The organism is uncultured Cellulomonas sp., from assembly GCF_963527515.1.
Lineage (GTDB): Bacteria > Actinomycetota > Actinomycetes > Actinomycetales > Cellulomonadaceae > Cellulomonas.
Window position 1 is genome coordinate 1 of sequence record NZ_CAURTV010000136.1, and the last position, 7,679, is coordinate 7,679.

General features: G+C 74.5%; 6 protein-coding genes. All 6 read right to left on the minus strand.

The window, feature by feature from the left end; translation table 11 throughout:
- A partial coding sequence (locus RYN42_RS18635; protein ID WP_315098623.1) for a hypothetical protein occupies positions 1-1,196 on the minus strand: 1,196 nt, incomplete at its 3' end.
- Positions 1,197-1,294: 98 nt separating this feature from the next.
- A complete protein-coding gene (locus RYN42_RS18640) occupies positions 1,295-2,662 on the minus strand; it encodes an Ig-like domain-containing protein (RefSeq protein ID WP_315098626.1) in 1,368 nt (455 codons plus the stop codon).
- 121 nt (positions 2,663-2,783) lie between these two features.
- The gene (locus RYN42_RS18645; protein ID WP_315098629.1) at positions 2,784-3,842 is read right to left on the minus strand and encodes a hypothetical protein; all 1,059 of its coding nucleotides are present in this window, start codon (positions 3,840-3,842) and stop codon (positions 2,784-2,786) included.
- 110 nt (positions 3,843-3,952) lie between these two features.
- The gene (locus RYN42_RS18650) at positions 3,953-5,581 is read right to left on the minus strand and encodes an Ig-like domain-containing protein (protein ID WP_315098632.1); all 1,629 of its coding nucleotides are present in this window, start codon (positions 5,579-5,581) and stop codon (positions 3,953-3,955) included.
- Positions 5,582-5,607: 26 nt separating this feature from the next.
- Complete coding sequence (locus tag RYN42_RS18655) at positions 5,608-6,588, minus strand: substrate-binding domain-containing protein (protein ID WP_315098637.1); 981 nt, start codon at positions 6,586-6,588, stop codon at positions 5,608-5,610.
- Between the two features lie 142 nt (positions 6,589-6,730).
- The coding region (locus RYN42_RS18660; RefSeq protein ID WP_315098640.1) for a class E sortase at positions 6,731-7,679 on the minus strand (949 nt) is incomplete at its 5' end.

A 7,679-nucleotide genomic window follows, 5' to 3' on the forward strand; every position in this document is an offset into this window, starting at 1 on the left:
GTCGGGGGCGTCGTCGCGGTGCGTCCCGGCGGGACCGTGAGAGTGAGCGAGCCGTCGTCGGACCCCGTCGCCACCGCCGCGGGAGCGCTGCCGATCCCGGACGCGACAGCCAGCGCGAGGACCGCCAGCACGCTCAGCCCGGTGCCGATCGCACGCGGCCCGTGCGTGGCCTCGAGCTCGCGCCGGGTCTCGGCGACCATCTGCTCCCAGCGCGCGTCGCCCTCGCGGCGCCGCCGACGCGTCCGGGAGACGAGGTACCAGGCGATCGCCGCGACAAGGACCACCAGGGCCACGCCCGTCCAGGAGACGCTCAGCACCGTGGTCCGCGCCGTGCTGGAGACCAACGGGATCTGGGTGTCCGGCCCCGGCGCGGCCGCCATGTCCACGTCGACCACGGCGGTCGTCACACCCACGGGCTCGACGCGTTCGAGGACCGAGACGACCGTGAACGCGTCGCCGGGCAGGACCTCCCGCGTCGCCTCTCCGTCGAGCGACGCCAGCGTCCGTCCGAAGAGACCGGTGACCCGCACGCGTGGGACGCCGACGACCTTGACGTTCCCGGTGTTGACCACCTCGTACGTCACGGTCATCGGGGCCGCCGCGAACGGCACGAGGGACGGGTCGACCGCGCCGCTGACCGCCCGCACCTCGAGTGCCGGTGCCAGCTCCCCCGCGACGCGCAGGTTGAGCCGGACCGCCACGCGCGTGTCGACGAGCACCCCGCCGCTGGTGACCTGGGTCTGCACGGGGGAGACGACGATCCCTCCGGGATGGTCTCCCGGTGCGGCCCCGGCGGGGACCGTGACCGTGAACGCGAGCGACACGGTGGCCAGCGGTGCGATGGTCACGGTCGGGCTCGAGAGCGCCACCCATGCGCCCACGTCGGTCGGTGGCTCGGCCGCCGGGGACAGGTCGTACCCGCCGGACGGCGTGTTGAACCCGTCGGCCCCGTAGACGGCGAACTCCCGCTCGACCGTCGAGGAGTTGGTGATGAGCACGTGCTCCTCGACCGACTCCCCCGCCGCTGCCGCGAGCTCGAAGCGGGTGCGCCCGTCGGCGGCACCGGCCGCGTCCGCCGGCGTGACCGCCCACGCCGCGGCGGTGTCGTCCGCGAGCGCCGCTGAGCCGGTGCCCACGGTGAGGGCCGCCGCCAGCGCGAGGACGGTGGCGGCGAGCAGGGGGCGGTGGGCCGCCATGGTTCTCCGATCGGGGTGGTGGCGACGTGCTGGGCGGCGGGCTCGGACGGCCGGGGCCCCTCGACTGGTCGAGGAGCCCCGGCCCGTGGAGCGGTCGGTCAGCCGCCGACGAGCGTGACGGTGACGGTGGAGGTGTACGAGCCGGCGGACGTGGCGCCCGGGATGGCCAGCGCGAGGCCGGCGTCCAGGGTCGAGACCCCGCGACCGGGGGTCTGCGCCCGGCCGAGGAGGGAGCTGACCGACAGCCCGGCGCTGGCGGCCTCGTCCAGGAACGAGGCGACGGGCGGACCGGCCTGGGCCACGAGCGGGCTGCCCGCGTCGGGGGTCATGGTCGGCGTGCCGGGCGTCCAGCCCAGGTACTTGGCACCGACGGTCGCGCCGGACCCGGTGAAGTCGGACGCCTGGGCGTTGACCTCCCAGCCGGTCAGGAGCGCGTCGCGCCGCGTGTCGGTGACGGTCACGGTCGGAAAGACGCCCGCTGCGGTCACGCGCGAGTTGTCGACCGAGCGTGAGCCGGTCAGGGCGACGGGCGTGTCGAACGGGACGCTGAAGATGAGCGAGCCGTCGACGACCGGCGCCTCGGGCACCGTGAGGACCAGCTGCCCCGTGGTGGAGTCGATGCCGAGGGACAGGGACAGGGTGCCGGTCGAGGCCAGGTACGCGGCGGGGTCAGACGGCGCGAAGTCCGCCGTGTAGGAGTGCGTGCCGGCACTGGGCGCCGTCACCGTGTACACCGCCGAGCCACCGGAGACCGGGGCGGTGCCGAGCACGGTCGTGCCCTCCGTGAACGTGACCTCGCCGGCCGCACCCGACGGTGCGACCGCGGCGGTGAGGACCAGGTCCGCACCCGACGCCGCAGCCGTGAGGGTCGTCGTGGTCGCGACGGCCTGCGTGCCCCCGCCGGACGGGTAGGCGTGCGCGGGGACGGACCACGTGAGGTTGGCGGTCGTGGTGCCCGTCATGGTCAGGCCGGTCTCGAAGTAGGCGATCGAGTTGCCGTCCGCGTCACGGCACGCCACGAGGAACGGCAGCACGGCGCTGTTGCCGGGCTGCGACGCCAGGTACGTCAGCGCCTGCGGCTTGCCCATGAAGTCGCCCCGCGCCGTGTAGGGGCGCCCGGACGCGTCGACCATGATCGAGACCGGGCCGAAGGGCACCTGCTCCCAGTCGATCACCGGCACGCCCGACTGGGGGATGCGGATCAGCGGCTGGATCACGGCGGACCCGGCCGGGCAGGTGGCGTCGACCGCGAGCGACTGCCACGGACGCGTCGCGGTGGTGCCGCTCGTGATGACGTCGGCCGCCGTGTTCGCCTCGAACCCGCCCGGGTTGGCGAGGAAGTAGATGTTGCCGGGGATCAGCGGACCCTCGTCGTTGGCGGCTGCGGGCCCCGCCACGGCGACCAGTGCCGCGCCCGTCGCGCACGTGCCGGCCACCAGCGCGGCCACAACTCTCCTGAGCTTCATCGAGCAGTCCTTTCGAGGACGGTCTGAGGTGGGTGCACGGCGCGTGCTGTGGCACCGCGACGAGGATGGAGCGCGCAGGTGAACGACAGTCCCCCGCCGGGCGTCCGAGGGACGGCGCAGCTCACACGCTCACCTCGTGACGCACCGGGGCCTCGACGGTCGGCTCGGCCCGGGACGCGAGCCGTCGGCGCACCGCCCGCAGGACGAGGACGGCGACCACCAGCACGAGGAGCCCGAGGGCCGCCCACGGCACCGCCCAGACCCGCCCGGTCCCCGAGACCGTGCCGACGCCCGGGTCGTCCCCCGCGGCCGGTGCCACGGCGGTGGCGTCCACCGTCACGGTCTCCAGCACCAGCGGCCAGACGCCGGGCACCGTCGTCGTCACGCGTGCCTCGCCGCCCGGCAGCAGCTCGTCCACCCGCGTGCCGTCCGCGCGCCGCTCGAGCAGCCCGAACGCCCCGCCCACCGAGACCTCCGGCTCGACCGCCATCCGGACGTTGCCGGTGTTGCGCAGGACGTAGGCGACCGTGACCTCGCCCGCACCGAACGGGGCCGCCGCGTCCCAGCTCGCGGAGACGTCCGCCACCTCCAGCCCGGGCTCCAGCGGACCGTCCACCCGGATGTACACCCGCGCGGCCACCCGCTGCTCGAGCTCGATGCTCGGCGCGTCCTGGCCGCCCTGCCCCACGGTCTCGAGCGACGCGACGAGCGCGCCCAGGTGGTCACCGGGCTCGGCGTTCGCCGGGATCGAGACGGTGAACGGGACGACCGTGTACCCGAACCCCCCGCCCGCCGTCTGCGGGGCCACGTCGACCGACGGCGCGCCCGGCACGGCGATCCACGCGCCCGCGTCGGTGCTGGTGTCGTCGCGCGCCCGGACGGCCAGGCCGCCGCCGTCCGCCATGACCACGTCGGCGCCGTACACCTGGAGCTGCACGACCGTGTCGTCCTGGTTCAGCACGGCGACGTGCTCGTAGACGACGGCACCGGGGGGCGCGCTCACGTCGAGGAACGGCCGGTCGTCGGGGCTCTGAGGACCGGCGGGGCTGATCCCGAACGAGACGAGGTCGGCAGCCGCGGGGGGCAGCGGGTCGGGGGCGGCTGCCGCGGGGCTCGCGCAGAGCGCGGCGACGCCGAGCACGGCGAGCGCTGCGAGGACGGGACGGAGGCGGTCGAGCATCGGGTCGGGCCTTCCAGGGTGGAGGGACGGGATACGCCTGCGGGGAGGTGGGGCGCTCGGCGCCCCACCTCCCCTGGTCACCGCCCGGCTTCAGCCGGGTGGCACCGCCGTCAGACGGCGGTGAAGGTGACCTTCGCGGTGTAGAGGCCGGGTGCGACCGACGTCGGCACCTGGTCGACGCCGAAGACACCCTCGATGTGCGCCGTGCCCAGCGGCTTGCCGGCCCCGTAGGTGGCGAACACCTTCGGGACGTCGAGGCCGTCCGTGGCCGGTGCGTGGTCGGTGAGCGTGACGTCGCCGGACTGCAGCGCGTTGCCCACCACCTGGTCGGCCACGAGGTCGGTCAGGCCCGCGTGCAGCCCCGGGAACGAGCCCGTGGTCGACTCGAACGGCCCGGAGACCACCGACGCGGTGAAGCCGAGGTTCCCGGCGCGCGTGTCGGTGATGACGATGTCCTCGAAGGCGGCCGACGCGGAGTACGTCGAGTCCGCCGGGTCGAGCACGGCGACGCCGAGCGCGAGCGGGTTTGCCGGCGTGTACGGCGTGGTGATCGAGATGGCACCGACGGGGATGTCGACGGTGACGGTCTGCTCGTCCACCGCGCCCTCCAGCTCGTACGTCGCGGCGACGGGCGCCGAGACCGAGTCGCCGTACGGGGCGGTGCCCACGAAGTCGGCGGTCAGCGAGTGGGCGCCGGCGCCGATCACGTTGGTGGTGAAGTCGGCGACGACGCCGCCGACGACGGGGAGCGAGCCGAGCACCGTGGAGCCGTCCTTGAACGTGACGGTGCCGTTGGCCGCACCCGACGAGGCCACGACCGTGGTGCTGAACGTGACGGCCGAGTACGCCGCACCGGAGACCGGGGCCACCGAGAGCGTGGTGACCGTCGAGCGCTCCGCGACCGCGGTGACCTCGACGGAGACCGGGGCGGACGTGGAGGCCGCGTGCGAGCCGCCGAGGTACCGGGCGGTCACCGCGTTGGTGCCGACGGGCAGGCTCGCGGTCGTCAGCGTGGCGACACCGCCCGTGACGGTGGCCGTCCCGAGCGACGTGGTGCCGGCGAAGAACTCGACGTCACCGGTCGCGGCGGCGGGGTCGACCGTTGCGGTGAGGTCCACGGAGGTCCCGGCCTCGACGGTCGTCGCGGACACGCCGAGGGTCGTGGTGCTGGGCTCGGAGGGGTAGGCGGCGGCGGGGATCGACCACGTGAGGTTGGCGGTCGTGGTGCCCGTCATGGTCAGGCCGGTCTCGAAGTAGGCGATCGAGTTGCCGTCCACGTCGCGGCACGCCACCAGGAACGGCAGCACCGCGGTGTTCCCGGGCTGCGACGCCAGGTACGTCAGCGCCTGCGGCTTGCCCATGAAGTCGCCACGGCCCGTGTACGGGCGGCCGTCGGAGTCCACGAGGACCGAGACCGGGCCGAACGGCACCTGCTCCCAGTCGATGACCGGCACGCCCGCCTGGGGGATGCGGATCAGGGGCTGGATCACGCCGGACCCGGCCGGGCACGTGGCGTCCACGGCGAGCGACTGCCACGGACGCACCGCGGTCGTGCCGCTGGTGATCATGTCGGCTGCCGAGTTCGACTCGAAGCCGCCGGGGTTGGCGAGGAAGAAGATGTTGCCGGGGATCAGCGGGCCCTCGTCGTTGGCCGCCGCGGGACCTGCGGCGGCGACCAGGACCGCGCCGGTGGCGACGGTCGCGGCGACCGCGCCGGCCATCAGTCGGTTGAGTCTCATCGTGGCGCTCCTGTGCTGTCGGTGGATCAGTTGACGGTGAAGTTGGTGACCGCGGCCTGGGTCGGGACGCCGCAGGCGCCACCGTCCGCGGCCACGGAGAGCTGCTGGAAGCCGGCCGCCTCGATGAGGGGCTGGGCCGAACCGCTGCAGACGAAGCCGTCCGCGGCGAACAGCGACGTGAAGAACGGCTTGGTCAGGTCGGCCGTGCGCACGACGTTGTAGAGCGCCCGCTGGAACGTCCAGCCGCCCGTGAGCTTGATGCCCGTCGCGGTGAGGAAGCGACCCGTGGAGAACGGGGACACCGCGTTGGGGTTGGCCGCGATCGGCGCCGCGTCGTGCTCCTGGACCTCGACCACCGAGCCGGCCAGCGTGACGGGCGTGCCGCCGTTCGCGGCCTGGAGCTGGGCGAGGAAGACCGTCCGGGTGCCCGACCCCGTCTGCGGGATCTGCGGGACGATGACGCCGTTCGCGCCGCCCAGCTGGCTCCAGTTGGTGAACGTGCCGTTGTAGATGCTCACCATCTGCGCCGCACTGATGCTGGCCGGTGCGTTCGACGTCGAGGCGACGGCGAGCTTGAGCCCGTCGACCGCGAACGGCACCTGCCAGAGCCCGGCGCCGACCTCCGCCGAGCTGAGCGAGGACGACGAGCGCGCGAAGTTCACGTTCGCGTTGTTGCCGGCACCGTAGAGCAGCGCCTTGCCCGCCCCGGAGCCGTTCGGCCGCGTGATCGCCGTGGTCCCTGCCTTGAGCACGACGGTCGAGCTGCCGGTCGCGTCGAACGACACGAGACGCGCGCTGGCGCTCGCGTTGTAGCCCGGGGAGAACACCCCGGCGCGGCGGCCGTCGGCGATGTAGTTGAGCGCGAACTCCGTCGTGTCGGAGCCGACGCCGACGATGTCCTTCACCTGCGGCGTCGGGTCCGCGTAGGCCGGCGTGGCCGCGATGGACGCGGCGACGACGCCGGTCAGGACGGAGGCAAGGATGATCGAGACCCTCGATCGCTTCATGGGAGGGAGCCCTTCGTGACTGTGGTCGACGGGCCGGTGTCCCGGCCCACCACAGACGCTCCCGAGTGCGGGAGAACCCCCGCCCGTCATCAGGTGAACGAGGGACAGCGCAGGCCCGACCGCAGGACGACCCGCGTCGGGGTCAGAGCAGGTTGGGCAGCAGCTGGGCGGCCGCGTCAGTCGACGCCCAGGCCAGGGCGACGACGATGCCCGCGGCGACCGGCCAGACCGCGCGGCGGGGCAGGCGGCGCAGGGCCACCGCCGTGGCCGCGACCGCGAGGAGCAGCCCCTGGAGGCACAGCGCGAGCAGGGGCAGCACGCTGCGGTCCCCGGCGAGCGCCTTCTCGGCATCCGGCACGCCCGCGGAGCGGCCGCCCGGACCCGTGGCTGCCTCGCCGACGAGGGTCGCGTCGACGTAGACCGTACGGACCGGCGTGATCGACGCGAGCGGACCGTCGCCCTCCGACGTCACGAGCGTGATGCGCGCCCCGCCGGCGTCGAGCGGGGCCGGGAGCGGGTCGCCCGCCCGACGGATCCCGTCGACGCGGTAGACGAACTCGCCCTGCCCGGTGGTGACCTGCAGGCCGTCGCCCGCCCGCAGCCGGGCCACGGAGCGGAACGGGGCGCCGTACGCGGCGGAACGGCCGTACAGGATGGACACGCCGGCTTGGCCGGGCAGCACGGTGTCGCGACGGTGTCCCGGGCCGGTCATGAGGTCTCCGGAGGCGGTGCCCTCGACGACGACCTGCCGCAGCCCCAGGGTCGGGACGGCGAGCAGCGCGACGGGGTCGCCGGGCGTGATGGCCGCACCCGTGGGGGCCGTCTCGGCAGCGAGCTCCTGACGGAGCTCGGCGTGCAGCACCTGCTGCGCGCGCGCCTGGGACAGGCCGCCGAGGACGAAGAGCTGGAGCAGCGCCCACCCTGCGAGCGCGGCGGCCAGGAGCATCGCCGTGTGGGCCACCGAGGCGGCCTCGGGCATGGTCGGGCGCGGGAGCCGGGGCGGCACCGGTCGCCGTGGGCGCCGGGGCCGGTCCGGGATGCTCTGCGGGGTGCGGTCGGCCTCCGGCGGGGCGACCGGGTCGGCCTCCAGG

Excerpts from the sequence above, each read along its gene's own strand:
- RYN42_RS18640 (WP_315098626.1), bottom strand. The coding sequence starts at position 2,662 with ATGAAGCTCAGGAGAGTTGTGGCCGCGCTGGTGGCCGGCACGTGCGCG.
- RYN42_RS18645 (WP_315098629.1), bottom strand. The coding sequence starts at position 3,842 with ATGCTCGACCGCCTCCGTCCCGTCCTCGCAGCGCTCGCCGTGCTCGGC.
- RYN42_RS18650 (WP_315098632.1), bottom strand. The coding sequence starts at position 5,581 with ATGAGACTCAACCGACTGATGGCCGGCGCGGTCGCCGCGACCGTCGCC.
- RYN42_RS18655 (WP_315098637.1), bottom strand. The coding sequence starts at position 6,588 with ATGAAGCGATCGAGGGTCTCGATCATCCTTGCCTCCGTCCTGACCGGC.